General features: G+C 36.4%; 3 protein-coding genes. All 3 read right to left on the reverse strand.

Annotated elements, in window-relative coordinates:
- Window positions 1-111: 111 nt before the first annotated feature.
- Window positions 112-555, reverse strand: coding sequence for a response regulator (locus tag ACY65O_RS03440; RefSeq protein WP_462219452.1), 444 nt, complete (start codon window positions 553-555; stop codon window positions 112-114).
- A gap of 83 nt (window positions 556-638) precedes the next feature.
- Window positions 639-1,088 (reverse strand): response regulator, encoded by a 450-nt coding sequence (locus ACY65O_RS03445; RefSeq protein ID WP_462219453.1) that lies wholly within the window; start codon window positions 1,086-1,088, stop codon window positions 639-641.
- On the reverse strand, window positions 1,085-1,664 hold a 580-nt coding region (locus ACY65O_RS03450; protein ID WP_462219454.1), incomplete at its 5' end, for a response regulator. The genes ACY65O_RS03450 and ACY65O_RS03445, both read right to left, overlap by 4 nt.

Below are 1,664 nucleotides of genomic sequence, written 5' to 3' on the forward strand. Positions count from 1 at the left end.
AGCTCCTTAGGAGCGACATGTTTTTTCTTCCGAATAGTTATAGTGTCTCACGAAACAATTTTAAATTCGCTGCCTTGGTTCGTAAGACACTAACCAAGGCGGCGGCGAAATTTAGCTTGCAGCTTTTTCTATTATTTTGTCCAATGCATTTTTAATAACAATTTTAAGCTGTTCAAAACTGCCTGGCTTGCGAATATGATCATGTGCCCCAATTTCGTCAAGCATATCAGTTATATTTTTTTCGTAATTAATATCTCTTGCATAAAAAGTTGAAAACATCACTACAGGAATTTCTTTTAAAAGAATATTTTCTTTCATTTCTGCTAAACATTCGTAACCCGTTTTGCGTGGCATGCTTAAATCGAGAAAAATAATATCGGGCAACTGATGAATATTTTTAAAAAGATAATCCATCAATTCGTCCCCATCATTTACGGTGGCAAGCTGTGTACCAATATTTATTTCTTTTAAAGCTTTCTCAAAGAAAAAACGGTCGTCCCGGTCATCTTCGGCCAGCAGGATTTTAAGAGGAATTTGTTTTAATTCAGTGTTCATTTTAAGTTTGATGAGTGGTGAGCTTTGAGCAATAAGCTTTGAGCTGTGAGCAATGAGCTATATACCAATAAACTAATCAACCATCACATCCTGTCCATATACCAGGTTAATTGTTTTTCTAATTTTTTATGATGAATGATGGTGCTGATATTTCTTTGCAGGCGCACAAAAGCGGTTTCGCTTTTTACCACATAATCGTATGCCTTATGATGCATGCAGTTTACGGCCACATTAATATCATCCTGCGATGATAAAATCACCACCGGAATTTCGGGCCGCTCCACTTTTATTTTATCTAAAGTTTGCATACCATTCATGGCAGTTTTATCAATACCATCCAAATGATAATCTAAAATAATTATATCGGGGTTGTGCGATAATTGTGCTACGCAAAGTTCGCCGGAGGCAAATGTTTCAATACTAAAATCGGCATGCTGCATAAATTCAATTTCTAAAGATTTTAAAAACAATGCATCATCATCTACCAAAAAAAGTTTTACCTGTTGGTTGGTGCCTTCTGTTTCGTTATTCATGAGTTAGTATTTTTAATGCTGTTATATGCTTCTTCCATTTCTATGCAAGCCTGGTCGCAGGCTTTTTCCAATTGCAAAACAAGATCGTGTACCTCATCGTTTACTTCCAGTGCTATTGAATATTGCTGAATTTTTTTTGCCATGGCTGTAAAATCAGGGTTCATCCCAACAATTGAAAACGAAGGAATCATTTTATGTACTGCTGCCTGCAGCATCTCCCAATTTTTACCGGCCAAACTTTGTTTTATGGTATGTATTAATGGTGGCGTTTGCTCCAGGTAAAGGCGTATCATTTCCATCATTAATTTTGGATTTGATTTGGTATGCTTTTGTAAATACTCCAGGTTGGTATATTTTGTTGCAGCAACAATTTCTTCAACCGTCTCCGGCTTTTCCATTAACTTAATTATTTTACTGTACAATAATTTTTCGTCAACAGGTTTTGAGATATAATCATCCATACCCACGGCTTTACATTTTGCTACATCGGCGGTAGTAACATCGGCAGTTAATGCAATAATAGGAATTGCCGAATGCATAGCGTGGCGGATATATTCTGTTGCCTCAAAGCCATTC

The organism is Ferruginibacter sp. (assembly GCF_031430955.1).
Taxonomy (GTDB): domain Bacteria; phylum Bacteroidota; class Bacteroidia; order Chitinophagales; family Chitinophagaceae; genus Ferruginibacter.